General features: G+C 66.3%; 25 protein-coding genes. 11 read left to right on the forward strand and 14 right to left on the reverse strand.

Annotation, left to right across the window (positions count from 1 at the left end; all coding sequences use genetic code 11):
• Positions 1 to 592: 592 nt before the first annotated feature.
• Positions 593 to 1,459 (forward strand): DUF6279 family lipoprotein, encoded by an 867-nt coding sequence (locus tag ACXI0U_RS16305; RefSeq protein WP_479550578.1) that lies wholly within the window; start codon positions 593 to 595, stop codon positions 1,457 to 1,459.
• Positions 1,460 to 1,466: 7 nt separating this feature from the next.
• Here the strand turns inward: ACXI0U_RS16305 and ACXI0U_RS16310 are convergent, their stop codons facing one another.
• Both ACXI0U_RS16310 and ung read right to left on the reverse strand, forming a co-directional pair.
• Positions 1,467 to 2,006, reverse strand: a complete 540-nt coding sequence (locus ACXI0U_RS16310) for a hypothetical protein (protein ID WP_479550579.1) — start codon at positions 2,004 to 2,006, stop codon at positions 1,467 to 1,469.
• Positions 2,007 to 2,114: 108 nt separating this feature from the next.
• Positions 2,115 to 2,810, reverse strand: coding sequence for a uracil-DNA glycosylase (gene ung, locus ACXI0U_RS16315; RefSeq protein WP_043245209.1), 696 nt, complete (start codon positions 2,808 to 2,810; stop codon positions 2,115 to 2,117).
• Positions 2,811 to 2,934: 124 nt separating this feature from the next.
• Here ung and ACXI0U_RS16320 point away from each other — a divergent pair, with 124 nt between their 5' ends.
• Positions 2,935 to 3,786 carry an HDOD domain-containing protein gene (locus tag ACXI0U_RS16320; RefSeq protein ID WP_479550580.1) on the forward strand — a complete coding sequence of 284 codons (852 nt, stop codon included), beginning with the start codon at positions 2,935 to 2,937 and terminating at the stop codon, positions 3,784 to 3,786.
• Positions 3,787 to 3,792: 6 nt separating this feature from the next.
• Here the strand turns inward: ACXI0U_RS16320 and ACXI0U_RS16325 are convergent, their stop codons facing one another.
• Positions 3,793 to 4,674, reverse strand: coding sequence for an AraC family transcriptional regulator (locus tag ACXI0U_RS16325; RefSeq protein WP_021221261.1), 882 nt, complete (start codon positions 4,672 to 4,674; stop codon positions 3,793 to 3,795).
• Between the two features lie 131 nt (positions 4,675 to 4,805).
• On the opposite strand from ACXI0U_RS16325, the gene ACXI0U_RS16330 reads away from it, so the two are divergent.
• From ACXI0U_RS16330 to mmsB, 6 genes are all read left to right on the forward strand, one after another.
• The gene (locus tag ACXI0U_RS16330) at positions 4,806 to 6,299 is read left to right on the forward strand and encodes a CoA-acylating methylmalonate-semialdehyde dehydrogenase (protein ID WP_021221262.1); all 1,494 of its coding nucleotides are present in this window, start codon (positions 4,806 to 4,808) and stop codon (positions 6,297 to 6,299) included.
• 244 nt (positions 6,300 to 6,543) lie between these two features.
• Entirely contained in the window at positions 6,544 to 7,791 is a 1,248-nt protein-coding gene (locus ACXI0U_RS16335; protein ID WP_271658664.1) for an ABC transporter substrate-binding protein, read from the forward strand.
• 6 nt (positions 7,792 to 7,797) lie between these two features.
• Positions 7,798 to 8,961 (forward strand): isobutyryl-CoA dehydrogenase, encoded by a 1,164-nt coding sequence (locus ACXI0U_RS16340; RefSeq protein ID WP_423501311.1) that lies wholly within the window; start codon positions 7,798 to 7,800, stop codon positions 8,959 to 8,961.
• A gap of 10 nt (positions 8,962 to 8,971) precedes the next feature.
• Positions 8,972 to 9,790 (forward strand): enoyl-CoA hydratase, encoded by an 819-nt coding sequence (locus ACXI0U_RS16345; protein WP_184487789.1) that lies wholly within the window; start codon positions 8,972 to 8,974, stop codon positions 9,788 to 9,790.
• A gap of 34 nt (positions 9,791 to 9,824) precedes the next feature.
• A complete protein-coding gene (locus ACXI0U_RS16350; RefSeq protein WP_479550581.1) occupies positions 9,825 to 10,928 on the forward strand; it encodes an enoyl-CoA hydratase/isomerase family protein in 1,104 nt (367 codons plus the stop codon).
• Between the two features lie 29 nt (positions 10,929 to 10,957).
• Positions 10,958 to 11,851: a 3-hydroxyisobutyrate dehydrogenase gene (gene mmsB, locus ACXI0U_RS16355; protein ID WP_021221267.1), complete on the forward strand. Its 894-nt coding sequence runs from the start codon at positions 10,958 to 10,960 to the stop codon at positions 11,849 to 11,851.
• Between the two features lie 81 nt (positions 11,852 to 11,932).
• Here the strand turns inward: mmsB and ACXI0U_RS16360 are convergent, their stop codons facing one another.
• The 8 genes from ACXI0U_RS16360 to ACXI0U_RS16395 all read right to left on the reverse strand — a co-directional run bounded on the left by ACXI0U_RS16360 (position 11,933) and on the right by ACXI0U_RS16395 (position 18,414).
• Positions 11,933 to 12,358, reverse strand: a complete 426-nt coding sequence (locus ACXI0U_RS16360; RefSeq protein WP_021221268.1) for an organic hydroperoxide resistance protein — start codon at positions 12,356 to 12,358, stop codon at positions 11,933 to 11,935.
• Between the two features lie 224 nt (positions 12,359 to 12,582).
• Positions 12,583 to 14,097 carry a sensor domain-containing diguanylate cyclase gene (locus tag ACXI0U_RS16365; protein WP_052351389.1) on the reverse strand — a complete coding sequence of 505 codons (1,515 nt, stop codon included), beginning with the start codon at positions 14,095 to 14,097 and terminating at the stop codon, positions 12,583 to 12,585.
• 277 nt (positions 14,098 to 14,374) lie between these two features.
• A complete protein-coding gene (locus tag ACXI0U_RS16370) occupies positions 14,375 to 14,683 on the reverse strand; it encodes a hypothetical protein (protein WP_479550582.1) in 309 nt (102 codons plus the stop codon).
• A 137-nt stretch (positions 14,684 to 14,820) separates the two neighbouring features.
• Entirely contained in the window at positions 14,821 to 15,153 is a 333-nt protein-coding gene (locus ACXI0U_RS16375; protein WP_021221271.1) for a YnfA family protein, read from the reverse strand.
• A 91-nt stretch (positions 15,154 to 15,244) separates the two neighbouring features.
• Positions 15,245 to 15,673, reverse strand: a complete 429-nt coding sequence (locus ACXI0U_RS16380; RefSeq protein ID WP_111260484.1) for a hypothetical protein — start codon at positions 15,671 to 15,673, stop codon at positions 15,245 to 15,247.
• Between the two features lie 90 nt (positions 15,674 to 15,763).
• Positions 15,764 to 16,921, reverse strand: coding sequence for an MFS transporter (locus ACXI0U_RS16385; RefSeq protein ID WP_184487784.1), 1,158 nt, complete (start codon positions 16,919 to 16,921; stop codon positions 15,764 to 15,766).
• Between the two features lie 171 nt (positions 16,922 to 17,092).
• A complete protein-coding gene (locus ACXI0U_RS16390) occupies positions 17,093 to 17,905 on the reverse strand; it encodes an SDR family oxidoreductase (protein WP_021221274.1) in 813 nt (270 codons plus the stop codon).
• Positions 17,906 to 18,042: 137 nt separating this feature from the next.
• Positions 18,043 to 18,414: a DUF2784 domain-containing protein gene (locus ACXI0U_RS16395; RefSeq protein ID WP_479550583.1), complete on the reverse strand. Its 372-nt coding sequence runs from the start codon at positions 18,412 to 18,414 to the stop codon at positions 18,043 to 18,045.
• A 226-nt stretch (positions 18,415 to 18,640) separates the two neighbouring features.
• Between ACXI0U_RS16395 and ACXI0U_RS16400 the strand changes: the two genes are divergently transcribed.
• Positions 18,641 to 18,799, forward strand: coding sequence for a DUF3309 family protein (locus ACXI0U_RS16400; RefSeq protein ID WP_021221276.1), 159 nt, complete (start codon positions 18,641 to 18,643; stop codon positions 18,797 to 18,799).
• 304 nt (positions 18,800 to 19,103) lie between these two features.
• Here the strand turns inward: ACXI0U_RS16400 and ACXI0U_RS16405 are convergent, their stop codons facing one another.
• A complete protein-coding gene (locus tag ACXI0U_RS16405; RefSeq protein WP_021221277.1) occupies positions 19,104 to 20,771 on the reverse strand; it encodes a cation acetate symporter in 1,668 nt (555 codons plus the stop codon).
• Positions 20,768 to 21,079: a DUF485 domain-containing protein gene (locus ACXI0U_RS16410; RefSeq protein WP_021221278.1), complete on the reverse strand. Its 312-nt coding sequence runs from the start codon at positions 21,077 to 21,079 to the stop codon at positions 20,768 to 20,770. The genes ACXI0U_RS16405 and ACXI0U_RS16410 overlap by 4 nt, the downstream gene beginning before the upstream one ends.
• 228 nt (positions 21,080 to 21,307) lie before the next feature.
• On the opposite strand from ACXI0U_RS16410, the gene ACXI0U_RS16415 reads away from it, so the two are divergent.
• Complete coding sequence (locus ACXI0U_RS16415; protein WP_021221279.1) at positions 21,308 to 21,532, forward strand: DUF2061 domain-containing protein; 225 nt, start codon at positions 21,308 to 21,310, stop codon at positions 21,530 to 21,532.
• A 121-nt stretch (positions 21,533 to 21,653) separates the two neighbouring features.
• Positions 21,654 to 23,204, forward strand: coding sequence for a glycoside hydrolase family 17 protein (locus ACXI0U_RS16420; RefSeq protein WP_479550584.1), 1,551 nt, complete (start codon positions 21,654 to 21,656; stop codon positions 23,202 to 23,204).
• 397 nt (positions 23,205 to 23,601) lie between these two features.
• Here ACXI0U_RS16420 and ACXI0U_RS16425 read toward each other — a convergent pair whose 3' ends face one another.
• Entirely contained in the window at positions 23,602 to 23,982 is a 381-nt protein-coding gene (locus ACXI0U_RS16425) for a hypothetical protein (protein WP_479550585.1), read from the reverse strand.
• Positions 23,983 to 23,986: the final 4 nt, after the last annotated feature.

Genomic DNA, 23,986 nt, shown 5'->3' on the forward strand with positions numbered 1-23,986 from the left:
TGCAAGCGCTCAAGCACGGTGCTTTCCGGGCGCCCAAGGGGTCGTGCCACCTCCGCCGCATGGGTTTCGCTTCGCTCTACGCCATCCTACGAAAGCCGCCGCTACGTGCACGTTGGTTTGGTGCGCACATCAATGTGAGGGTTCGAGCGAAGAAAGTTGGAGCAGCCGCCAACGCCCCCTCCAGGAGGCCGAACGCAGTCGTTGCGCCGGGGGACGAGCGGCATGGATGCCGCGAGAGGCGCGCCAGGCCATGGATGGCCCATCGCGCCGGCCCCCAGAGCGGCGATGGAGTGAGGGAACCCCGGCGAAGCCGGGGCCGGATGATGGGGCAAGCCCTTTTGGTTCCTTTTAAGTGGTTCGGCATTCCGACGATTGTTAAAAGGGACTCGCCCGGGTGGGCAAAACCAGGAGCACCAACAAAACTCGGCAATCAGCTGGGTTCAAATCTTCTAGCAACACTTAACGCAAACATAGCCAATGAATTCGCTCCCACGAGGAGCGGCCATTTGATTAACGGATATGTCCCCACGCTCCGCTTGGCGGGGGCCCTGTCCTATCCTCTTGGCCATGCCCTGCCGCCCACGGTGATCCCATGCCGCGTCCGCGCGCCCTCGCTCCCCTCCGCTGGCTGCCGCTCTTCGCGGCGCTGCTGCTTCTCGGCGCCTGCAGCCGCCTGGACCTCGCCTACCGCAACCTCGACTGGCTGATCCCCTGGTCCATCGGCGACTACGTCAGCCTGCACAAGGCCCAGCGCGCCTGGCTGGAACCGCGCATTCAGGCGCACCTGCGCTGGCACTGCAGCACCCAGTTGCCGCGCTACGCCGCCTGGCTGCAGGAGGTGGCAACCCTGGGCCAGGCCGAGCGGCTGGATGCCGGGCAACTGCTCGAGCACATGCAGGGCTTCAAGGAAGCCATCGACGCCGTCGCCGTGGAGATCACCCCCACCAGCGTTTCGCTGCTGCAGGGGCTCGACCCCGAGCAGGTGGAGGAACTGAACACCTCGCTGGACGAGAAGGAACGCAAGCTGCGCAAGGAGCACCTGACCCCGCGTGACGAACAGGTCGAGCAACGCCGCGAGCGCATGGAGAAACGCCTCAAGCCCTGGTTCGGCACGCTCTCCGCGCAGCAGCAGGCGAAGGTGGATGCCTGGGCCGAAAGCCTCGGCGACAGCAACCTGTTGTGGGTGGATAACCGCAGGCTCTGGCAATCAGCCCTGCGCAGCGCCCTCGCCGAGCGCGACAGCCAGGATTTCGCACCGCGCATCGCGGCATTGCTGCAGGACCGCGAAGCCTTCTGGAGCGACGCCTACCGGGCGCACTTCGAGCGCGGGCAAGTGGCCCTGTCGCGGTTGCTCGCCGATCTGTTCAATGCATCCAGCGCCAGCCAGCGCGAGCGCCTGCGCAGCCGCCTGCACGACCTGCAGCAGGACATCCGCCAGTTGCAGTGCCCGACGGCCTGAACCCGCCTCAGCCGCGCAGGCGCGCGCCGATCCAGGCCAGTACTGCCGTGGCCAGGCACAGGTGGAACAGGTCGACCCGGGGAATCCCGAGCCAGTCGCCCTGGGTGCCGATCACCAGCCCCGCCAGCAGGAACGCCAGGGAGCCGGCCACCGCCAGCGCCCAGCGCCGGGAACGCCCCGGCCAGGCCAGCGCCACCAGGGCCAGCGCGTTGCCCACCAGTGCCACAGGGGGCGGCACCAGCAGCATCGCCGCCGCCAGGGCCAGCAGCGCCAGGTGACGCGGCGCCCCCTGCAGCCAGACGAACGCTATCAGCGGCAAGCCAATGCGCGAGGAGACGAAGGCCAACTGGCGGTGCAGGTCGTCGACGGCGCTGAAGCCTGCATAGAGCACCGCCCCTGCCAGCGCCGCCAGGGCCATGGAGACGAAGCCCGCCGCCCGCCAGCCCTCGCGCTCACGGCCATGGAGCCAGGCAGCCAGGAGGCAGGCGCTGGCCAGCAGCAGCTCGCCGCCGACATGGAGGATCAGCATCGGGGTGGAAGCGGGCATGGGGCGTCCTGTCGTGAGTCGCTAGAGATGCACGGCAGGCTACAGCGCGGGGATAACCCGGCGCATGGCGGCTCGCGCCAAAGCGCGTGACGCCATGCGCCAGCGGCGTCAGAGCGGCGGCACGCTCCAATCGATGGGCGCCAGGCCGTGCTGCTCGAGGAACTTGTTGCAGCGGCTGAAGTGGCCGTTGCCGAGGAAGCCGCGGTAGGCCGACAGCGGCGAGGGGTGGGCGGAACGCAGCACCAGGTGCTTGGTGGAGTCGATCAGGCGCTGCTTGCTCTGCGCGTGGGCGCCCCAGAGCAGGAACACCAGGTTCGGCTGGTGCGCGCTGACGACCTCTATCACCCGGTCGGTGAAGGGCTGCCAGCCCTGGTTGGCGTGGGAACCGGCCCGGGCCTGCTCCACGGTCAGGGAGGTGTTGAGCAGCAGCACGCCCTGCTCGGCCCAGCTCTGCAAGTGGCCGTGGTCGGGCATGTCGATGTTCAGGTCGCGCTTGAGCTCCTTGTAGATGTTCAGCAGCGACGGCGGGATGGGCACGCCCGGCTGCACCGAGAAGCACAGGCCATGGGCCTGGCCGGGGCCGTGATAAGGGTCCTGGCCGATGATCACCACCTTCACCTCGTCCAGCGGCGTGGAGTTCAGCGCGTTGAAAATCATCGGGCCGGGCGGGAACACCACCTTGCCGGCGGCCTTCTCGGCGCGCAGGAACTCGCCCAGCGCCTTCATGTAGGGCTTGTCGAACTCGTCACGCAGGGCCTCTTTCCAACCCGCTTCGAGCTTTATCCGATCAACGGTCTCGGTCATCTCTCTTCCAGTTCTCTAGCGCCTTCCAGCGCGGATGAGGCGGGCGAAGGCCGCTCAATGGTCGGGCACCCTAAAAAATGCCCTCTACTCTTGTCAATCAAGGAGGACAAGGAGATCGCATCCGATGGACAACCGCCACGATGGTCTGAAGTTCTCGCTCTACAGCAGCTTCCTCAAGGGCAACGCCAAGGTGCCGCAGATGCCGGAAACCTCGCTGCGCCTGCGCAAGCTGCTGGCATCCGAGCACGCCTCGCTGGAACAGGTCACCCGCCTGCTGCACAGCAACCCGCCGCTCGCCGCCTACCTGCTGCAATTCGCCGAGACCCCGATGCTGCGCAACCTGCGCCAGGGCGTGAACCTGCAGGAGGTGATCGCGCGCCTGGGCATGCAGCGCCTCAACAACCTGGTGCTCAGCTTCGCCATCCAGCACCTGTTCACCAGCCAGGACCCGGCCCTGCAGAAGGTCTTCCGCACCCGCTGGAATGCCGCCCTGCTCTGCGCCGCCCACAGCGCCTGCCTGGCCCAGTTGCTCACGCGCCTGCCCCTGGAAGATGCCCTGCTCGCCGGCCTGGTGCAGGACATCGGCAGCCTGCCGTTGCTCGACGAGTTGGAGCGCTGGCCGGAGGTCCCCCGCGAGGAGAGCGAGCTGCAGCGTCTCTGCGACCAGCTCTCTGCCGACGTCGGGGTAATAGTGCTCACCAGCTGGAAGCTGCCGCCGCTGCTCATCGACTGCGCGCGCAACCGCAGCGACTGGTGCCGCGCGCACAAGGGCTCGGCGGACCTGGTGGACGTGGTGCAGGTGGCCCGCCAGTTGGCCGCGCGGGAACTCGACGATGAGCAGCTGGTGCAGCTACCCGCCTGGCAGCGCCTGCTGGGGGAACGCCTCGACAGCCTGCCGCCGGAGGCGGTACGCGCGGAGCTCGCCAGCGAGGTGGGCTTCTGGTTCAAGCTGCTCGGCGGCAAGGGCCACGCCTGAATCGCATCAGCCCTGGTGCAGCGCCCGGTAGTGGCTGGGCGCCATGCCCACCACCTTGCGGAACAGCCGCGAGAAGTAATAGACGTCCTCGTAGCCCAGTTGCTCGGCGATCTGGCGGATGCCCTGCTCGCCTTCGTCGAGCAGGCGACAAGCGTGGGCCATCTTCAACTGGATGAAATCCTGGATCGGCGCGTGCCCGGTGAGCGCGCGGTAGGTCTTGGCGAAGTGGAAGCGCGACAGCTTGAACTGCGCGGCCAACTGGTCGAGGTTGAGGCTGTCGTGCAAGTGCGCGCGCATCACCGCCTGCACCGCGTCGATGTCCAGCACGCGCCCGGACTTCAGCACCCCGCGCGCCGGCAGCACGGCGAGCGAGGTCAGCAGCGTCTGCAACTGATGGGCGGCGTGGACGAAATGCAGCGGGTTGAGCCCATGGCGGCGCAGCCCCAGCAAGGCGTCGAAATCCGCCAGCAGGCGCGGCTGGGCACCGATGCGGCGCAGCCCGGCCGGCCCCAGGGGGCGCAGGAAGTCCTCCACCAACTCCCCTTCGAAGTGCACCCAATAGATGCTCCAGGGCCGCTGCGGGTCGGCACCGTAGGCGTGCATGCGCCCCTTGGGCAGCAGCAGCAGGTCGCCGCCGACCACGTCCAATCGTCCATCCCCGGTCTCCAGCCAGCCCTGGCCGGCACGGCAGTAGATGAGCAGGTGATCGTCCGGCGCCAGGCGCAGCATGCGGTGCCCACCAGCCTCCGGGTAGAAGCCCAGGGCCAGGGGGTAACAGCCCGCCGTCAGCGGATTACGCGCCAGCAGGCGGCGCAGGCGCGGTGGCGTGGTGAAGCGCACGCCATTGGCCGGCAAGGGCCAGTTGGAGGTTTCCACGGAGCGGCTCATGGTTGTTCTTGTCTGGGCCTGCAATCACAAGATCGTCCATCCAGGCGACAAGATCGTCAATCCACATCTGCCGTGCGCGCCGCTATAACGACAAGAAAACAACAAGACGCCCGGCACGGGTGGAGGACGAGATGACCAGGACGATTCCGCAACTCATCGACGGCGAATGGCGCGACAGCCGCTCCCGCGAGCTGATCGAAGTCACCGATCCCGCGACCCAGGCCGTGCTGGCCCTGGCGCCCAAGGCAACGCCCGAGGAAATCGAGGCCGCCATCGCCAGCGCCAAGCAGGCCTTCACCAGTTGGCGCGAGGTGCCGGTGTCGGAACGGGCGCGGCTGATGCTGCGCTACCAGCACCTGCTCAAGGAGCACCACGACGAGTTGGCCGAAATCCTCGCCAGCGAGACCGGCAAGACCTTCGCCGATGCCAAGGGCGACGTCTGGCGCGGCATCGAAGTGGCCGAGCACGCCGCCAACATCGCCAGCCTGATGATGGGCGAGACGGTGGAGAACGTGGCCCGCGAGATCGACACCGCCAGCTGGGTCCAGCCCCTGGGCGTGTGCGTCGGCATCACCCCCTTCAACTTCCCGGCGATGATCCCGCTGTGGATGTTTCCCCTGGCCATCGCCTGCGGTAACACCTTCATCCTCAAGCCGTCCGAGCAGGACCCGCTGACCCCCAACCGCCTCGCCGAGCTGTTCCTCGAAGCCGGCGCGCCCAAGGGCGTGCTGCAGGTGCTGCACGGTGGCCGCGAGCAGGTGGACGCCCTGCTCACCCACCCGGACATCCGCGCCATCTCCTTCGTCGGCTCGGTGCCGGTGGGCCAGCACATCTACCGCACCGGCACCGCGCACCTGAAGCGCGTGCAGGCCTTCGCCGGCGCCAAGAACCACATGGTGATCATGCCCGACGCCAACAAGGACCAGGTTCTCAGCAACCTGCTGGGCGCCAGTTGCGGCGCCGCCGGCCAGCGCTGCATGGCCATCAGCGTGGCGGTGTTCGTCGGCGCGGCGCGGGAGTGGATCCCCGAGCTGGCCGCGCAGATGGCCGAGCTCAAGCCCGGCCACTGGCAGGACGCCCACGCCGCCTACGGCCCGCTGATCAGCCAGCAGGCCAAGCAACGCGTGCAACGGCTGATCGCCGAGGGCAAGGCCGAAGGCGCCGACTGCCTGCTGGACGGCTCCCACTGCGAAGTGGCGGGCTTCCCCGACGGCAACTGGCTGGGCCCGACCCTGTTCCGCGGCGTGACCACGAAGATGGGCCTGTACCGCGAAGAGATCTTCGGCCCGGTGCTGGCCTGCATGGAGGTGGACGACCTCAATGCCGCCATCGAGCTGGTCAACGCCAGCCCCTACGGCAACGGCACCAGCATCTTCACCCGTTCCGGCGGCGCCGCACGGCACTTCCAGCATGCGGTGGAAGTGGGCCAGGTGGGCATCAACGTGCCGATCCCGGTGCCGCTGCCATTCTTCTCCTTCACCGGCTGGAAGGGCTCCTTCTACGGCGACCTGCATGCCTACGGCAAACAGGCGGTGCGCTTCTACACCGAGACCAAGACGGTCACCAGCCGCTGGTTCGACGACAGCCCCGTGAGCGGGCCGAACATGACCATTCAGTTGAAGTGAGAAGTGCGTCGGCCCTGTTAACAGTTTGAACAGGCCGTTGAAAAACGTAGACGAGGCAGCTGATGCAAGGCGAAAACGGCCGAAAAAGCGCAGTTTACATGGGGTAAATGAGCATTTTGAGGGCGTTTTCAACGCCGCAGCGGCAACGCAGTTAGTTTTTCAACAGCCTGTTAGACCAAAAGACGATCTCACCCCACAAACGAGCGGCGTAAAAGGTTCTTCCACAACAACAAGGAGAACTGCAATGCGCCGATTGACTGCCACTCTGGCCCTCTGGGCCGGAATCACCGCCTGTGCGCAGGCCGCTGAGCCCATCACCCTGGGGCTCAACTACCCGCGCACCGGCTCATACAAGGAAGAGGGATTGGCGCAGATGCGTGGAGCCCTGCTGGCCATCGACGAGCTCAACGCCACCGGCGGGGTGCTCGGCCGCCCCTTGCGCCTGTCCGGCAAGGATTCCGCCTCACGCCCGGAGAAAGCGGTGAAGAACGTCGACAAGCTGGCCGCCGAAGGCGCGGTGATGCTCTTCGGCGGGGCCTCCAGCGCGGTGGCCATCGCCGCCGGCGAACGTGCCCGTGACCACGGCCTGCTGTACTTCGGCACCCTCACCTACTCCAACGACACCACCGGCAAGAACGGCCATCGCTACATGTTCCGCGAGTGCAACAACGCCTGGATGAGCGCCAAGGTGCTCGGCCAGTACCTGAACAAGACCCTGCCCGACAAACGCTATTTCTATGTCACCGCCGACTACACCTGGGGCCACACCACCGAAGCCTCGCTACGCCAGGCCACCGCCAGCCAGGACCCTGCCCGTCACGCCGGCGTGCACGTGCCCTTCCCCGGCGCACGTCTCACCGACTACCAGGACGCCCTGACCCAGGCCGCCGCCAGCGACGCCCAGGTGCTGGCCCTGGTGCTGTTCGGCGAAGACCTGGTGCGCGCCATGCGCATCGCCAAGGACATGGGCCTGACCGAGCGCATGCAGATCGTCGCGCCGAACCTCACCCAGGGCATCATCGAGCAGGCCGGCCCTGACCTGATGCAAGGCGTGCTCGGTACCGAACCCTGGACCTGGCGCGTGCCGGCCCTGGAGAAATCCCAGCGCGGCATGGCCTTCGTCGAAGCCTTCAAGGCCCGCTACCAGATGTACCCCTCCAGCTCCGCCGCCTCGGCCTACAGCATCGTCCAGCAATGGGCCGATGCCGCCAAACGCAGCGGCAGCCTCAGCAGCGAGGCACTGATCAAGGCGCTGGAAGGCCATACATACAGCCTGCTGAAGGACGAGCAGCAGTGGCGTCCCTTCGATCACCAGAACCTGCAGACGGTCTATGCCGTGCGGGTGAAGACCCGTGACGAGGTGCTCAAGGACCCGCTCAAGCAGGACTACTTCGAAATCGTCGACCGCCTCGACGCCAGCAGCGCCCTGCCCAGCCTCGCCGACTGGCAGGCCGAACGGCGTGCCGGCAACCAACCCCCGACCTTGCAATGAGACGCCATGGACTTCGAACTCAGTGATGAACAGCGCCTGCTGGTACACAGCGCCGCCGCCTTCACCCGCCACGAGCTGGCGCCGAACGCAGCGGACTGGGACCGTGACCACCACTTCCCGGTGGAAGTGATCCGCCGCGCCGCCGAGCAGGGCTACCTGGGCCTGTACATCGCCGAGGACGACGGCGGGCTGGGCCTCTCGCGCCTGTCCGCCTCGCTGATCTTCGAACAGCTCGCCGCCGGCTGCGTCGCCACCACCGCCTACCTGACCATCCACAACATGGCCGCCTGGATGCTCGCCTCCTTCGGCGATGCCGAACTCAAGGCGCGCTGGCTGCCGGGGCTGATCAGCGGCGAGCACCTGGCGTCCTATTGCCTCACCGAGCCGGATGCCGGCTCCGACGCCGCCCACCTGCGCACCCGTGCGCGCCGCGATGGCGAGCACTACGTGCTGGACGGCAGCAAGTGCTTCATCTCCGGGGCCGGCAGCACCCAGGTGCTGATCGTCATGGCACGCACCGGCGCAGACGGCGCCAAGGGCATCTCCTGCTTCCTGGTGCCGGCCGACGCCGAGGGCATCCGCTACGGCCGCAACGAAGACAAGATGGGCTGGCGCGCCCAGCCCACCCGCACCATCACCTTCGAAGGCGTGCGCATCCCCGCCGGCAACCGCATCGGCCCGGAAGGCCAGGGCTTCGTCTACGCCATGAAGGGCCTGGACGGTGGCCGCCTGAACATCGCCAGCTGTTCCCTGGGCGCGGGCCAGGCGGCGCTGGAGCAGAGCCTGCGCTACGTTGAGGAGCGCAAGCAGTTCGGCAAGCCCCTGGCTGAATTCCAGGCCCTGCAGTTCAAACTCGCCGACATGCTCACCGCGCTCACCGCCAGCCGGCAGATGGTGCGCCTGGCAGCCCACCGCCTGGACCATCGCCACGCCGAGGCCAGTCTCTACTGCGCCATGGCCAAGCGCTTCGCCACCGACCAGTGCTTCGACATCTGCAACGATGCACTGCAACTCCATGGTGGCTATGGCTATCTGAATGACTACCCTCTGGAGCGCTGGGTGCGCGACACCCGTGTGCACCAGATACTCGAAGGCACCAACGAGATCATGCGCGTCATCGTGGCGCGCCGTTTACTGGAACAGGGCGGCAGCATCGACCGCCTGTTGTAAGGAGCACTCCATGAGCACTGCCGTAGAGCCGTACCAAGCCGGCGTTTTCGACCTGACCCACAAGCTCACCGTGGAAAAGCACGGGCACACCGCGCTGATCACCATCAACCACCCGCCGGCCAACACCTGGGACCGCGACTCGCTGATCGGCCTCAAGCAGGTGGTCGAGCACCTCAACCGCGACGACGACGTCTACGCCCTGGTGGTGACCGGCCAGGGACCGAAGTTCTTCAGCGCCGGCGCCGACCTCAACCTCTTCGCCGACGGCGACAAGGCCCGCGCCCGCGAGATGGCCCGGCGCTTCGGCGAAGCCTTCGAAACCCTGCGCGACTTCCGTGGCGTGTCCATCGCCGCGATCAACGGCTACGCCATGGGTGGCGGCCTGGAATGCGCCCTGGCCTGCGACCTTCGCATCGCCGAACGGCAATCGCTGATGGCCTTGCCCGAGGCGGCCGTGGGCCTGCTGCCCTGCGCCGGCGGCACCCAGGCGCTGTCCTGGCTGGTGGGCGAAGGCTGGGCCAAGCGCATGATCCTCTGCGGCGAGCGCGTGGACGCGGAAACCGCCCTGCGCATCGGCCTGGTGGAGCAGGTGGTGGACACCGGCGAAGCACGCGGCGCCGCCCTGCTGCTGGCCGCCAAGGTGGCGCGGCAGAGCCCGGTGGCGGTGCGCACCATCAAGCCGCTGATCGAAGGCGCGCGCCAGCGCGGGCCGAACACCTGGCTGCCGGAGGAGCGCGAGCGCTTCGTCGACCTGTTCGACGCCGAGGACACCCGCGAAGGGGTCAACGCCTTCCTCGAGAAGCGCGACCCGCAATGGCGCAACCGCTGAGCCGCCAGCCAGAAGACACCCGTTGGGAGAAGTGATGAATATCCAGTTCGAAGAACGCGTCGGCCTGCACGGCGCCCGCATCGGCATCGCCAGCCTCGATGCCGAAGCCAGCCTCAACGCCCTGAGCCTGCCGATGATCGAGGCCCTCGACGCCCGGCTGCAGGAATGGGAAAGCAACCCGGAGGTCGTCTGTGTGCTGCTGCGCGGCAACGGCCCGCGCGCCTTCTGCGCCGGCGGCGATGTGCGCAAGCTGGTGGAGGCCTGTCGCGAACACCCCGGCGAGGTGCCCCCGCTGGCGGCGCGCTTCTTCGCCGACGAATACCGCCTCGACCACCGCATCCACACCTACTCCAAGCCGCTGATCTGCTGGGCCCACGGCCATGTGCTGGGCGGCGGCATGGGCCTGATGCAGGGCGCCGCCATCCGCATCGTCACCCCCTCCAGCCGTCTGGGCATGCCGGAGATCAACATCGGCCTGTACCCGGACGTCGGCGGCAGCTGGTTCCTCGCCCGCCTGTCCGGCCGCCTGGGGCTGTTCCTCGGCCTCACCGCCAGCACCATCAACGCCCACGACGCCCTGGACCTGGGGCTCGCCGACCGCTTCCTGCTGGAAGACCAGCAAGCCGAGCTGCTCGACGGCCTGGTGCAGCTGAACTGGCGCGAGCAGGCCGGCGCGCAGCTCACCAGCCTGCTGCAGTCCCTAGAACACCAGGCCCGCGGCCAGTTGCCGGCGGCCCAGTGGCTGCCCCGCCGGGCGCGCATCGACGCGCTGCTTGACGTGGCCGACCTGCCGACCGCCTGGAAGGCCATCACCGCGCTGCAGCACGACGATGACGCCCTCCTCGCCCGCGCCGCCAAGACCCTGGCCGGCGGCTGCCCGCTCACCGCGCACCTGGTCTGGGAGCAGATCCGCCGTGCCCGCTACCTGTCCCTGGGCGAGGTGTTCCGCATGGAATACGCCATGAGCCTGAACTGCTGCCGCCACCCGGAATTCTCCGAAGGTGTGCGGGCGCGCCTGATCGACAAGGACAACACGCCGCGCTGGCACTGGCCCGATGCCGCCGCCATCCCCCGCGCGGTGATCGAGGCGCACTTCGAGCCGGTGTGGGATGGCCCCCATCCGCTGGCAGCGCTCTAGCCCATCCACAACGGCCAAGGAGAACAACAATGAAAAAGATCGCCTTCATCGGCCTCGGCAACATGGGCCTGCCAATGGCCCGCAACCTGCTCAAGGCCGGCCATGAGCTCAAGGTCTTCGACCTGGTGCAAAGCGCGGTGGACGAACTGGTGGCCGAAGGTGCCAAGGCCGCCAACGATGCCCACGATGCCGTTTCCGGCGTGGAGATCGTGGTCAGCATGCTGCCCGCCAGCCGCCATGTGGAGGGCCTGTACCTGGGCGATGACGGCCTGCTCGCCTTCATCCGCGCCGGCACCCTGGTGCTGGAGTGCTCGACCATCGCCCCCGACTCGGCGCGCAAGGTGCACGCCCAGGCCAAGGCGCTGGGCATCGACCTGCTGGACGCACCGGTTTCCGGTGGCACCGCCGGGGCCGCCGGCGGCACCCTGACCTTCATGGTCGGCGGCGACGGCAACACCCTGGAAAAGGCCCGCCCGGTGCTGGCGGCCATGGGCAAGAACATCTTCCACGCCGGCCCCGAAGGCGCCGGCCAGGTGGCCAAGGTGTGCAACAACCAGGTGCTGGCGGTGCAGATGATCGCCACCGCCGAAGCCATGGCCCTGGGCGTGGCCAACGGCCTCGACCCCAGCGCCCTGGCGGAGATCATGCGCCAGAGCTCCGGCGGCAACTGGGTGCTGGAGCGCTACAACCCCTGGCCCGGCGTGATGGCTGCGGCACCGGCGAGTAACGGCTACCAGGGCGGCTTCATGGCCGAGCTGATGGCCAAGGACCTGGGCCTGGCCCAGGAGGCCGCCCAGCTCACCCAGAACAGCACCCCCATGGGCGCCCTGGCGCTGCAGCTCTACAAGATGCTGCTCAAGCAGGGCAAGGGCCGCCAGGACTTCTCCGTGGTGCAGCAGCTGTTTATCGAGCCCGAGGCCTGACCGCTCGCCCCATCCTGCGAACGTTGTTTCTCCCAAATGCAAAAGGGCCCCCGAAGGGCCCTTTTGCATTCCACCGTCGCCTCAGACCAGGGTCAGGGTGACGTCGATGTTGCCGCGGGTGGCGTTGGAGTAGGGGCAGACGATGTGGGCTTTTTCCACCAGCTCACGCGCCTTGTCCTTGTCCATGCCCGGCAGGCTGATCTGCAGTTCCACCTCGATGCCGAAGCCGGTGGGGATGGCGCCGATGCCGACGATGCCTTCGATGGAGGCGTCCGCCGGAACGGCGTACTTGTCACGGGCACCGACGAACTTGATCGCCCCCAGGAAGCAGGCCGAATAACCGGCGGCGAACAGTTGCTCGGGGTTGGTGCCCTCGCCGCCCGCGCCACCCAGTTCACGCGGGGTGGTCAGGGAGACGTCGAGGACGCCGTCGGAGGAGATGGCGCGGCCTTCACGGCCACCGGTGGCTTCTGCATAGGCGCGGTACAGGACGTTTTCGATGCTCATGATGTATTCCTCTGGATAGCGATTGGGGGTTATTTGGTTCGCTGTAGATTTGTGCGCTAAGCGATTCCATGGAGCAAAGATTAGTGTGCATTTATTTTGCGCGCAATATTAATTTCAAGAAGATTTGGCAATAAGTGTTCGCTTGGATGGCATAAGCAGGCGGGCTGCGGCCCGCAGCCCTGCAAAGCGGCCGGATTCAGGGTTATTGGAGGGTCGGGCTGCACTCAGCCGAAGCTGCGCACCTTGTTGCGCCCGGAGTGCTTGGCGGCGTAGAGGGCCGTGTCCGCACTCTGGATGAGCATCTCGGGCAGGTCGCCGGGGCGGGGGATCATGCTGTGGATGCCGATGCTCACGGTCACCACGCCGGCCTGGGCCCCCAGGTGCTCTATGTGCTTCGTCTCGACGGCGGCGCGCACGCTCTCGGCGATCACCTGGGCGCCGGCCGGCGCGGTGTGCGGCAGGATGATGGCGAACTCTTCGCCGCCGTAGCGGGCAATGAGGTCGGTGGAGCGGATCTTGATCACCTTGAGCGCCTCGCTCACCGCCTTGAGGCACAGGTCGCCGGCACGGTGGCCGTAGGTGTCGTTGAACAGTTTGAAGTTATCCACATCGATCATCAGCAGCGAGATGGGCTGGCGGATGATCGCCGCGCGCTGGAATTCTTCGTTGAGGGTCTTGTCGAACTGCCGGCGGTTGGCGATGCCGGTCAGGCCGTCTATCGCCGCCAGCTGCGACAGCTCCTCGTTCTCCAGCTGGATGCTGCGGGCCGCCAGCAGGCGCTGGCGGGTACGCCGCACCAGCACCACGCCGATGCTCATCAGCGCCAACACCAGACCGGTGACCAGGGTCACCAGCACCACGGCCTTCTGCCGCCATTCGGTGAGCACTTCGCTCTTCTGCATCGCGGCCACCACCAGCAGCGGGTAGCCGTCCAGCACCCGGTAGGCGTAGACGCGCTCGCGGCCGTCCAGGCTGGAAAGGCCGGCGCCGGTGCCCACCGGCGAGTTCTTCAGGTCGTCCATGAACAGCGGGCTGTCCTTCAGGTTGCCGGTGCCGGGCTCCATCACCGGGCGCCGCACCACCAGGGTGCCGTCGTTCTCGGCCAGGAGGATGGCGCCGTTGCGGCCGATGTCGAAGTCCTTGTAGAAGGCGTTGAAGTAGCTGATGCGGATGGTCGCCAGCACCACCCCGGCGAACTCGCCATGGGTGCCGTTGAGGCGGCGCGAGATGGGCAGCACCCACTCGCCGGTGGAACGGCTCTGCATGGGCGAGCTGACCTCGATGTCGCGGCTCACCGAGTTGAGGTGGTGCTGGAAGTATTCCTGGTCGGCACTGCTGGTGGTGGGCGACGGCGGCGCGCTGGTGTAGTGGAGCCAACGCCCGCTGCTGTCGAACACGTAGATGCCGGACAGCTGCTGCGCGCGCAGCTTGTAGGCGGTGATCAGGCCCTTGATGCGCTGCTGGTCGTGCAGGTCGGCGCTTTCCAGCAGGTAGACCAGGCCGCTGAGGATCAGGTCGGCTTCCTTGATGGTCTCCTCCGCGTGCTGGGAAACCGAGTAGGCCAGGTTGGCGTTGGATTTGTCCGCCTCGCTGAGGTAGTGCGTGCGGGAGTCGAACACCTGATAGAGGTTGACGCCGATGGCCACCACACCACCGAACAGGATCAGGAAGTAGGCCAGCCATAGAGCCAGGCGCGTGCGCAGGAACAGCGCCAGGCGTTTGGCTTCTACTTTCTCCATCCGTCGCTCCCCTGTGGCCGGCTGCATGCAGCGGCTGATGTTGATGGTGGTTGAAGCCAGCTCTTCGCTTCAGACAAGAAGCTTAGCCAGCGGTGCCCGGAACGGGCCTGAAATGACGGCGGCAGGCGGAAGATTGCAAAGTGCCATCATGCATAGGAATGCTACGCGATTGAGCCCCTTGCGCGCACCTTCGCTGTCGAGCGGGCGACAGGCGTGACGCTGTGGGAACAGTGCATCGGCAGAATGGCCGCCTGGATAACCGGCAGCCCGGAGCGCCTCAGAAGCCGGCGCGGGAAAGCGCCTGGGACAGTGCCAGTTGGTAGTGGCCATGGCAGTGGAGCACGCCGTGCTCGTCCGCCACGCCAAGGCCGAAGCCCTCGTCCGCCTCCTCGAAATAGAGGAGACCGCTGGGCAGCTCGGCGACGACCAGCACCGGCTCCAGCTCGCCGAGGCGCAGCCGGGTGTGGGCATAGAAGGGAACGCGACAGGCGGCGAACACCACCTGCTGGGCAGGGGAACAGTCGTGCAGTTGCTGATGGACCAGGTTCTTCAATTCGGCAGCGGAAATGCTCTGACAAGTATCCATGGCGGGTCCGTCCTGTTCTTGTTGGGTAACCGGGCCTGGCGAAAGGATGATCGAGACCGAGGACGAAAATCTAGCAGCCCGGGAGCGCCTTGCCACCCCCATCGGTATCAGGATTCGACGAAAGCACGGGTTGCCCTTCAGCTCTGGGAGAAGCGTGGCCCTAGCAGGATGACCAGTGCACCCGCGACGCAGAGCGCCGCGCCCAGCCAATCACTGGCCAGCGGGCGGGTGCGCTCCACCAGACCCAGCCAGAGCAGCGAGGTGATGATGTAGATGCCGCCGTAGGCCGCGTAGGCGCGACCGGCGTAGGCCGCTTCGACGCGGGTCAGCAGCAGGGCGAAGCACAGCAGGCTGAGCAGCCCGGGGGCGATCCACCAGGCGCTGCGATCCAGACGCAGCCACATGAAGAAGGCATAGCAACCGGCGATCTCGAAGAGTGCGGCGAGGAAGAACCAGAGGTAGTTGAGCATGGGGGGATGTCCTCGTCTGGAGCCGATCAGGGCGCAGCTCACGCTGCAGCTCATTGCAAGGCGCTGAAGGCAAGGAGCGCGCCAGATGTGTTCAGCCGCGCAACGCGCCTTCGCGTTCCCAGGCGCAGCGTACGCGCAGGTTGGCTTCCTGGGGGCTGTGGAAACCCTGTTCGCTTTCCCAGCGGAAGGTGTGGGTGCCGTTGAGCTCGGTCTCCAGGTGCACCACCGCACTGCCCCAGTAGAGCTGCTTGAGCAGGGCCTCGAACTGTTGCACCCACAGGTTCCACTCGTACTCCACCGCCGCGTAGCTGGCACCGAAGTGGATCACCTGGGTCTGGTAGAGCCCCTGGCCGGGGTGGGCGCTGAAGGAGAACATCTCGCGCCCGAGGAAGGGCCAGATGTCACCGGCAGGCAGGCTTTCGATCACGCGGCGGTTGGTCGCGCGGCGCAGTTGCCGCACCTCGTCGTCGTCCGACGGCCAGTCGCGGATGCAGCCATAGACGATGGATTCAGAGTCCACGCGAGCACTCCAGAAAAACAGTGGCAGCCTTCTATCACAGGGCTGCCAGGCAGGAAAGGAATTGCCGCTGATTTCCTCGACCAGGCCCCATCAGGCCCGGCGCCGGCCCAACATCCAGGCCAGCACGCACATGGTCACAGCCAGGCCGGTGAAGACCATGAAGGGCAACTGGTAGTTACCGCCCAGGTCGCGACCGAGGCCGGCGAGCACCGGCGTCAGGCTGCCCAGGCTGTACCCGGCGAAGAGCATCATCGCCGTCCAGCGGCTCACCGCCAGGGAGGTGTTCACCTCGTACAGCGGCAGCACCATGGACAGCGCGAAGGAGCCGGAAAGCCCCAGCCCCAGCAGCACCGCCCAGACCTCAGGGTAGAGGCCGGGGGCGAAGGTGATCATCCCCAGGCACAGCGAACTGGTGATGCCGCAACCGAGCAGCAGCTGGTAGCGGTTGTCGTAGCGCTGGGCCAGCCAGGGCAGGATGAAGGCGCTGGGCAGCCCCACCAGCATGAACAGGCTGAACAGGCTGTTGCTGCGCAGCACACTGAAGCCGGCCTCGTGGTAACGCGCCACCAGCCAGGTGGTGAGGGCGTAGAACAGCCCGGCCTGGATGGCGAAGAAGGCGGTGATCAGCCAGGCACGCGGCTCACGCCAGGGCAGCCCGCCGGAGCCCCCGGCCTCGCTGCTCGTCTCCGCGCGGTTGGGCAGGAACAGCCAGAGGATCATCGCGGCCAGTGCCGGCAACGCCCAGAACGCCAGGCCCATCGACCACTCGTTGGCCAGCGCCTGGGTCACCGGCTCGGTGAGCACCGCGCCGGAGGCGCCACCGATTGTCATGCTCAGGGAATACCAGGCGACCACGCGGCCGACCTGGTCATGGAAATGGCGCTTGATGAACCCGGACACCAGCGGTCCGGCGATGGCGATGCCGGCCCCCAACAGCACCGCGCTGCCGATCAGCACCGCACTGGCGTGCCCGGCCACGCGCACGCCGCAGGCGATGACGATGAGCAGCAGGCACAGGGCGATCACCCGTTCCAGGCCGAAGCGCATGGCCAGGCGCGGTGCCAGGGGCGCCAGCAGGCCCATGCACAGCACCGGCAACGCGGTGGTGAGGCTGATCAGCCCACGGCTCAGGTCGAGCTCGCTGGCGATGCGTTCGATCAGGGGGGCAAGGGAAGTGATGCCAGGGCGCAGGTTGATCGCCGCCAGCACCAGAGCCAGCATGAACAGGGCTCGGGAAGCAGGTTTCACAGGGAGTCCAGAAGGTCGTCGGCATGCACGCCGGGGGTGCAACCCTACTCCGCGAAAGCGCAGCCGGGCAAGACGTGGGCGGGCATAAATTGACCGAGCGGACAGAAAAACCAGCCACTAAACGCCGCTGGCAGGCCTGGCCCCACCTGCGTGGAGCCGGGCCGGAAGGGCTCACGCCTGCTGGCGGCCCTTGGCGCGCATCTTGTCCGACATGTTGGCCATCTCGTCGTAGAGCATCTGCGGGTTCTTCTGCTTCACCGCCCAGGCCATGCGGCCCTGCTCGTGGGGCAGGATCATGAAGGTGCCGGCGGCCACTTCATTGAAGATGTAGTCGGCGATATCGGCGGCGCTGATCGGCGAGCTTTCCAGCAGCTTGCCCACCTGCTGCTTCATGGCCGGGGTCGGGCCACGGAAGGAGTCCAGCAGGTTGGTCTGGAAGAACGACGGGCAGACCACGTGCACGCCGACACCTTCCTGCTTGAGTTCGATCAGCAGGCTTTCCGAGAGCGCCACCACGCCGGCCTTGGCCACGTTGTAGTTGCTCATCGCCGGGCCCTGCATCAGCGCCGCCATGGAGGCAATGTTGACGATGCGGCCCTTGCTGCGCTGCAGCAGCGGCAGGAAGGCCTTGCAGCCCTTGACCACGCCCATAAGGTTGATCGCGATCTGCCAGTCCCAGTCTTCCAGGGACAGCTCCTCGAAGAAGCCGCCGGAGGCCACGCCCGCGTTGTTGACGATGATGTCGATGCCGCCGAGCTTCTGCTCGCAGGCCTGGGCGAAGGCGGTGAGCTGGCTGTAGTCGCGAACGTCGCAGCGTTGGGTGAAGCCGTCGCCACCCGCTTCGCGGACCAGTGCGAGGGTTTCCGCCAGCCCGGGCTCGTTGACGTCGGAAAGGGCCAGCTTGCTGCCTTCACGGGCCCAGCGCAGGGCGATCTCACGGCCCAGACCGGAGCCAGCGCCGGTGATCATGATGCGGTTCTGCATGGTGAGGTTGCCTTCTTGGTATGTGCGTTGGTGCCCCGCAGTTTAGCGAGGCGCCACCCGCCAAAGCGCGAAATCAGGGCGCTGAATGACGGGGGCAAATCAACGCATCGGCGCCTTGCGCGCACCCTCGACAGGCGCTAGCGGGCGCGACGCAACAGGCGCACCAGGAGAACACCGTAGACCAGCAGGTTGAGGCCGACGACGACGCCGCCGAGCCAGAGCTGGATGCCCGGCGTGAGGCCCGCCGGGTAGATCACCGGCAACACGTGGTGCTCGATGAAACCGCCTTCGTAGCCCTGCTCGCCGGCCGCGCGGCGCAAGGTGTTTTCCAATGGCGTGAGCGGGCAGATCAGGTGCAGCCATTCGACGGTCACGCCCCAGCAGGCGGCGGGCAGGTGCAGCAGCGCCAGCTTCGGCCAGCGCAGCACCAGCACGCCGCCCAGCAGCACGAAGAGGATGAAACCCAGGTGGAAAAGCACCACCGCGTCCGCTGCAATCCGATAAAGCATCCTGCTGTCCCCGTTCGTTTCCGTGGCTCGCCCCTAACTTCTGATAGTCGGCAAGCCCTTGTTTTCACTCGACAAAAACGCCCGCGCAAGAATCTTTCATGAACCTTTGCAAAACAGGCGAAGTCGGAATTTACAGGAGCGGTCACTCACCTTGCATGCAGCGATGCATGAAGTGTGCGGCGGCTCCGGGAAGTCCAAGAACAAGGTTCATAGAAGGAGTTCCACCATGGGTATCAGTACCATTCTGCTCGTCATCCTGATTCTGCTGCTCATTGGCGGCCTGCCTGTATTCCCCCACTCCCGTGGCTGGGGTTACGGTCCCTCTGGCATCATCGGCACCCTGCTGATCATCCTGCTGGTTCTGATGATATTGGGCCGTATCTGACCACGCTCCCTCCCGGGCCACATTGGCGGATGTGGTTCGCGAGGCGAGCACCCCCTCCTCTCTCCTCATCCCACCTGCAGCAGCCCCTATGACGCACAGGGTGGGCGTAGGGTGGGCTTAAGCCCACCGCTTCTTCGAAGCTGATCCCACCCTCGTAATCCACCCTTACTGATCTTTCTGTTCTTCCCCCTGACGCACCCGCCCTCTCGGAACTGCACGTTGCCCCTCCTCTCCCCTGTTCAACCCCGCCCCAAACAAAAAGGGCAGCCCGAAGGCTGCCCAATGTCACGGAGTGGTGCGTGGATCAGTGGGCGACGGCGCCGCTGGCGCCCAGGCCGGTCTGCGAGCGGACGAACTGCGGGAAGAAGCGTGCGCGTTCCTCGTCTGCAGCGGCGGACTTGTCGGTGATGGAGAAGAACCAGATACCCACGAAGGCCACCAGGATCGAGAACAGCGCCGGGTACTCGTAGGGGTAGATGGCTTCGGCATGACCGAGGATCTGCACCCAGATGGTTGGGCCGAGGATCATCAGGCCGACCGCGGTGATCAGGCCCAGCCAGCCGCCGATCATGGCGCCACGGGTGGTCAGCTTCTTCCAGTACATGGAAAGGATCAGCACCGGGAAGTTGCAGCTGGCCGCGATGGAGAAGGCCAGGCCCACCATGAAGGCGATGTTCTGCTTCTCGAACAGGATGCCCAGGCCGATGGCCAGGACGCCGAGTGCGACGGTGGTGATCTTCGATACGCGCAGCTCATCCTTCTCGTTGGCCTTGCCCTTCTTGATGACCGAGGCGTACAGGTCGTGGGACACCGCCGAGGCACCGGCCAGGGTCAGGCCGGCGACCACCGCGAGGATGGTGGCGAAGGCCACGGCCGAGATGAAGCCGAGGAACAGGCTGCCGCCCACGGCGTTGGCCAGGTGCACCGCCGCCATGTTGTTGCCGCCCAGCAGCGCGCCGGTGGCGTCCTTGAACATCGGGTTGGTGCTGACCAGGAGGATGGCGCCGAAACCGATGATGAAGGTGAGGATGTAGAAGTAGCCGATGAAGCCGGTGGCGAAGAACACCGATTTACGGGCTTCCTTGGCATCGCTGACGGTGAAGAAGCGCATCAGGATGTGCGGCAGGCCGGCGGTGCCGAACATCAGCGCCAGGCCGAGGGAGATCGCCGAGATCGGGTCTTTCACCAGGCCGCCGGGGCTCATGATGGCCTCGCCTTTCGGGTGGACCTTGATGGCCTCGCTGAACAGCATGCCGATGTCGAAGTTGACGTGCTTGAGCACCATGATCGCCATGAAGGAGGCGCCGGACAGCAGCATCACCGCCTTGATGATCTGCACCCAGGTGGTGGCCAGCATGCCGCCGAACAGCACGTAGAGCACCATCAGCACGCCCACCAGGACCACGGCCACGTGGTAGTTCAGGCCGAACAGCAGTTCGATCAGCTTGCCGGCACCGACCATCTGCGCGATCAGGTAGAAGGCCACCACCACCAGAGAACCGCAGGCGGACAGGGTGCGGATTTCCTTCTGCTTGAGGCGGTAGGAGGCGACGTCGGCGAAGGTGTACTTGCCCAGGTTGCGCAGGCGCTCGGCGATCAGGAAGAGGATCACCGGCCAGCCGACGAGGAAGCCGATCGAGTAGATCAGGCCGTCGTAGCCGGAGGTGTAGACCAGGGCGGAAATACCCAGGAAGGACGCCGCGGACATGTAGTCACCGGCGATCGCCAGGCCGTTCTGGAAACCGGTGATGCTGCCGCCGGCGGTATAGAAGTCGGCGGTCGACTTGCTGCGCTTGGACGCCCAGTAGGTGATGTAGAGGGTGAAGCCGACAAAGACCACGAACATCACGATGGCGGAGACGTTCAGCGGCTGGCGCTGCACGTCGCCTTCGAGGGCGCCGGCGGCCCACAGGGCCGGGGCCACGGCCATCAGGCCGACAATGCCGCAGATGGAGAGAATGCGCGCGATCATTGCTGCGCCTCCTTGAGGACTTCGCGGTTCAGACGGTCGAACTCGCCATTGGCGCGGCGCACGTAGATGCCGGTGAGCACGAAGGCGGAGACGATCAGGCCGACGCCGATCGGGATGCCCCAGGTGATGGACGAGCCCGGGCTGAGCTTGGTGCCGAGCACCTGGGGCTCGAAAGCGATGAGCAGGATGAAGGCCAGGTACAGGCCGAGCATGATGGCGGAGAGAATCCAGGCGAAGCGTTCGCGCTTGGCGACCAACTCCTGGAATCGCGGATTCTCGTGAATCCGCTGGTAGATGCTGTCGTTCATTGTTGTTGTCCTCTACACAGCACGTTAGTGGTGAAAACAACTCTAGAACGCTCGTACACAGGCAACAGACGACCTTAGTCGTAGCGTCGGGGCTTTCTCGACCAAGGTCGTAGGCCATTCATATAGGCGCTCTATCAGCACCATTTCCCATGCATATTTCCTTGCATGAAACAGGGCCTCTACTCTGCACCTAACTCGGAATCATTCCCATCTGCAGGGAGACCCATCATGCTCAAGACCGTCACCTTCACCGTCATGCACTTCGGCATCGCCTTCACCGTCGCCTACCTGCTCACCGGTAGCGTCGCCATTGGTGGCCTGGTGGCGATCGTCGAGCCGCTGGTCAACTCCGTGGGCTTCTACGTCCACGAGAAGGTCTGGAAGCGCTTCGAGAAGGCCAAGGCCGAAGGCCCGGCGGCGCCTCGGGGCAACTGGTTGCACCAGCACGCCTGAACGGGCCGGAAAACACCTCGGTAATGCGCTGAAACCAGTTAGCAGGTGGCCAGCGCATTCCTACCGAACAGCTGAATCCGCTAAGATGCGCGGCTTTGCCGCCACCACGCGCCCTTAGCCCATGAGCCAGACCCGTCACTTCCCCGTTCTGCCCTACCTGCTCGCCTCGATCGCCGCCCTGCTGCTGCTCGCCGCCCTCTGGTACGGCCAGGGCAAGCCGGTGATCCTGCCCGATGCGGCCACCCCGACGCACAAGCTGCAATGCGCCTCCTACAGCCCGTTCGACAAGGACCAGTCGCCGTTCGACCAGCCCTTCGTGCTGCGCCCCGAGCGCATGGACGCCGACCTCGAACTGCTCGCCACCCGCTTCCATTGCGTGCGCACCTACTCCATGACCGGCCTCGAAGCCATCCCGGAGCTGGCCCGCAAGCATGGCCTGAAGCTGATGCTCGGCGCCTGGGTCAACGGCAACCCGGTGGACACCGGCAAGGAGATCGACGCGCTGATCAAGGCCGCCAACGCCAACCCGGACGTGGTCGAGGCGGTGATCGTCGGTAACGAAACCCTGCTGCGCAAGGAAGTCACCGGCGCCCAGCTGGCCAAGCTGATCGGCCAGGTGAAAGCCCAGGTCAAGCAGCCGGTCACCTATGCGGATGTGTGGGAGTTCTGGCTCAAGCACCCTGAAGTCGCCCCGGCGGTGGATTTCCTCACCATTCACCTGCTGCCCTACTGGGAAGACGACCCCGCCGGCATCCACGAGGCCCTGGCCCACGTGAAGGACATCCGCGAGGAATTCGGCACGCGCTTCGCGCCCAAGGACATCGTGATCGGCGAAACCGGCTGGCCCAGCGAAGGCCGCCAGCGCGAAACCGCCCTGCCCAGCCGCGTCAACGAAGCCCTGTTCATCCGTGGCTTCGTGCACATGGCCGAAGAGAACGGCTGGCGCTACAACCTGATCGAAGCCTTCGACCAGCCCTGGAAGCGCGAAAGCGAAGGCGCTGTCGGCGGCTACTGGGGCCTGTTCAGTGCTGACCGTACCGAGAAGGGCGTGCTCGCCGGCCCGGTTTCCAACCTGCCGAACTGGCCGCTGTGGCTTTCCGTCAGCGGGCTGATCTTCGCCCTCACCCTGATCGTCGCCGGGCGCCCCGCCTCCAGCCGCGCTGCCCTGCTGCTGCCCCTGCTGGCCGCACTCGGTGCCGGTTGCATCGGCATGTGGGCCGAACTGGCGCGCATCACCGCTCGCTTCGCCGGTGAATGGGCCTGGGCGGCCTTCATCGTCGGCCTCAACCTGGTGGTGCTGATGCACGGCGCCCTGGCGCTGTCGACCCGCGAAGGCACCCGTGGCCGCCTGTTCGCCTGGCTCGACACCCGTGCCGGCTGGTGGCTGTCCGCCTCTGGCTTCGCCGGTGCCGTGCTGATGCTGGCCCTGGTCTTCGACGCCCGCTACCGCAGCTTCCCCAGCGCCGCACTGCTGCTGCCGGCGGTGGTCTACCTGTGCCGCCCGGTGAAAGCACCGCGCCGCGAGATCGCCCTGCTGGCTCTGTTCATCGGCCTGGGCATCATCCCGCAGCTCTATGAGGAGACCCTGGGCAATATCCAGGCGATCGGCTGGGCCGCCACCGCCCTGCTGCTGACCCTCGCCCTGGTACGCAGCCTGCGCCTCGGCCGCTGAGCCAGATGCAACGAAAAAGGGATGCCTCGGCATCCCTTTTTTATGGCCCGCGATAACCGGCCTGCTGGCGTGGGAACGGTTTCAACCGCGATGCAGCGGGCAGGGCCTTTCGCGAGTGAATTCGCCCACGGCAACGCCCCAGGGCATCCCGCACACAAATAACGGGTTGCACCCGACCTACAGGCTCACCCACGCCATGTAGGGGCGACTTCAGTCGCCAAGCAGGCCGCAGGGCTGCCACTGCAGGGTGTTCCCCGGCAGCACCGCCTGGTGGATGAGAAGAGCGCCATCCACCCTACACAGCCCGACGCAACGCAGCCGAACCCGGCCATGCCGCCCCAACCCGCAGGCGAAAAAAAGGACGCCGAAGCGTCCTTTTTCATTCCGCACCGAATCTTCAGGCGATGCTCAGCCCGCCACGCGGTGCGCGCACCAGGCGCAGGGCGGCGATGACGATGGCGAACACGCCGAGGCTGGCGCTGTAGAGCACCAGGGCCGGCAGGGCGAAGAGCATGGCCGCCACGCCCAGGCCCCAGCCGACGCGGCCGGGTACGAAGAAGGCGACCAGGGACAGCACCAGGGCGCTCCAGGCGATGACGCGGAAGTGGATGAGCAGGCCGAGGTTGGCGCGCACCTGGCATTCCCAGCGCTGGGCATCATCGACGCACAGGCCGACCCACTGGCCGTCCTCCATCAGGCCGTAGCGCAGGCCATAGCTGGCCGCCAGCCAGAGCGACAGGACCACCAGCAGGATGATCAGGGGCAGACGGCGTGACATGGTT

It is taken from the genome of Pseudomonas sp. C9D1, assembly GCF_056491235.1.

Bases quoted from the DNA above. Each gene is read 5' to 3' on its own strand.
- ACXI0U_RS16305 (WP_479550578.1), top strand. From the start codon at position 593: ATGCCGCGTCCGCGCGCCCTCGCTCCCCTCCGCTGGCTGCCGCTCTTC.
- ACXI0U_RS16310 (WP_479550579.1), bottom strand. From the start codon at position 2,006: ATGCCCGCTTCCACCCCGATGCTGATCCTCCATGTCGGCGGCGAGCTG.
- ung (WP_043245209.1), bottom strand. From the start codon at position 2,810: ATGACCGAGACCGTTGATCGGATAAAGCTCGAAGCGGGTTGGAAAGAG.
- ACXI0U_RS16320 (WP_479550580.1), top strand. From the start codon at position 2,935: ATGGACAACCGCCACGATGGTCTGAAGTTCTCGCTCTACAGCAGCTTC.
- ACXI0U_RS16325 (WP_021221261.1), bottom strand. From the start codon at position 4,674: ATGAGCCGCTCCGTGGAAACCTCCAACTGGCCCTTGCCGGCCAATGGC.
- ACXI0U_RS16330 (WP_021221262.1), top strand. From the start codon at position 4,806: ATGACCAGGACGATTCCGCAACTCATCGACGGCGAATGGCGCGACAGC.
- ACXI0U_RS16335 (WP_271658664.1), top strand. From the start codon at position 6,544: ATGCGCCGATTGACTGCCACTCTGGCCCTCTGGGCCGGAATCACCGCC.
- ACXI0U_RS16340 (WP_423501311.1), top strand. From the start codon at position 7,798: ATGGACTTCGAACTCAGTGATGAACAGCGCCTGCTGGTACACAGCGCC.
- ACXI0U_RS16345 (WP_184487789.1), top strand. From the start codon at position 8,972: ATGAGCACTGCCGTAGAGCCGTACCAAGCCGGCGTTTTCGACCTGACC.
- ACXI0U_RS16350 (WP_479550581.1), top strand. From the start codon at position 9,825: ATGAATATCCAGTTCGAAGAACGCGTCGGCCTGCACGGCGCCCGCATC.
- mmsB (WP_021221267.1), top strand. From the start codon at position 10,958: ATGAAAAAGATCGCCTTCATCGGCCTCGGCAACATGGGCCTGCCAATG.
- ACXI0U_RS16360 (WP_021221268.1), bottom strand. From the start codon at position 12,358: ATGAGCATCGAAAACGTCCTGTACCGCGCCTATGCAGAAGCCACCGGT.
- ACXI0U_RS16365 (WP_052351389.1), bottom strand. From the start codon at position 14,097: ATGGAGAAAGTAGAAGCCAAACGCCTGGCGCTGTTCCTGCGCACGCGC.
- ACXI0U_RS16370 (WP_479550582.1), bottom strand. From the start codon at position 14,683: ATGGATACTTGTCAGAGCATTTCCGCTGCCGAATTGAAGAACCTGGTC.
- ACXI0U_RS16375 (WP_021221271.1), bottom strand. From the start codon at position 15,153: ATGCTCAACTACCTCTGGTTCTTCCTCGCCGCACTCTTCGAGATCGCC.
- ACXI0U_RS16390 (WP_021221274.1), bottom strand. From the start codon at position 17,905: ATGCAGAACCGCATCATGATCACCGGCGCTGGCTCCGGTCTGGGCCGT.
- ACXI0U_RS16395 (WP_479550583.1), bottom strand. From the start codon at position 18,414: ATGCTTTATCGGATTGCAGCGGACGCGGTGGTGCTTTTCCACCTGGGT.
- ACXI0U_RS16400 (WP_021221276.1), top strand. From the start codon at position 18,641: ATGGGTATCAGTACCATTCTGCTCGTCATCCTGATTCTGCTGCTCATT.
- ACXI0U_RS16405 (WP_021221277.1), bottom strand. From the start codon at position 20,771: ATGATCGCGCGCATTCTCTCCATCTGCGGCATTGTCGGCCTGATGGCC.
- ACXI0U_RS16410 (WP_021221278.1), bottom strand. From the start codon at position 21,079: ATGAACGACAGCATCTACCAGCGGATTCACGAGAATCCGCGATTCCAG.
- ACXI0U_RS16415 (WP_021221279.1), top strand. From the start codon at position 21,308: ATGCTCAAGACCGTCACCTTCACCGTCATGCACTTCGGCATCGCCTTC.
- ACXI0U_RS16420 (WP_479550584.1), top strand. From the start codon at position 21,654: ATGAGCCAGACCCGTCACTTCCCCGTTCTGCCCTACCTGCTCGCCTCG.
- ACXI0U_RS16425 (WP_479550585.1), bottom strand. From the start codon at position 23,982: ATGTCACGCCGTCTGCCCCTGATCATCCTGCTGGTGGTCCTGTCGCTC.